Genomic DNA, 872 nt, shown 5'->3' on the forward strand with positions numbered 1-872 from the left:
GTGCGGGCCCTCGGGGCGCTCACGCGCGCCGACCTCGACGATTTCCTGCGCCGCCGACCCCTCGCGCCGCCCGCCGTGATGACGCTGGGGCCCGCCCCGCTGGAGGTGGACCGTGTCCTCGCCTGAACCCACCCTGCGCCGCGAGCGCGCCGTCCTCCCGAACGGCCTCACCGTCCTCGGGGAGACCGACCCGACCGCCCTGACCTTCGCCGCCGGGTACTTCGTGCGGACCGGCGCGCGCGACGAGGCCCCCTCGGACATGGGCGCGTCGCACTTCATCGAGCACCTGCTGTTCAAGGGCAGCGACCGCGTGGGCGGAGACGAGCTCAACGCCCGCTTCGACGCGCTCGGCGCGAACGTCAACGCCTTCACCAGCGAGGAGGCCACCGTCTACCACGCCGCCACCCTGCCGGGCGCGTGGCGCGACCTGCTGGGGCTCCTCACGGAGCTGATGCGGCCCGCGCTGCGCCCCGAGGACGTGGAGGTGGAGCGCGGCGTGATCCTGGAGGAGATCGCGATGTACGCGGACCAGCCCGAGTCGCGCCTCTTCGACGAGCTGCGCGCCCGCGCGTTCGGCGCGCACCCGCTCGGGCACCTCGTGCTGGGCACGCCCGAGACGGTGTCGGGCCTCACGCCGGGGAGGCTGCGCGAGAACTTCCTCGCGCGCTACCCGGCGGGGAACGTCACCCTCGTCGCCTGCGGACGCTTCGACTGGGCGGAGTTCGTGGCCGCCGCGGCCCAGCTCACGCGGGACTGGCCCACGGGAAGCTTCTCGCGGGAGGCCGCGCCGCCCGTCCTCACGGGCGGGCTGGACGTCATCACGGACGAGGGCCTCGGGCGGGCGCAGATCGCGTTCGTCGCGCCGGGCCTGC

Annotated in this window: 1 protein-coding gene; it reads left to right on the plus strand. The window is 75.1% G+C overall.

The window, feature by feature from the left end:
• Positions 1 to 112 precede the first annotated feature (112 nt).
• Positions 113 to 872: M16 family metallopeptidase (locus DEIPI_RS31670; RefSeq protein WP_245588581.1), on the plus strand; the 760-nt coding region annotated here is incomplete at its 3' end.

The sequence above is a fragment of the Deinococcus pimensis DSM 21231 genome, from assembly GCF_000519345.1.
Lineage (GTDB): Bacteria > Deinococcota > Deinococci > Deinococcales > Deinococcaceae > Deinococcus_A > Deinococcus_A pimensis.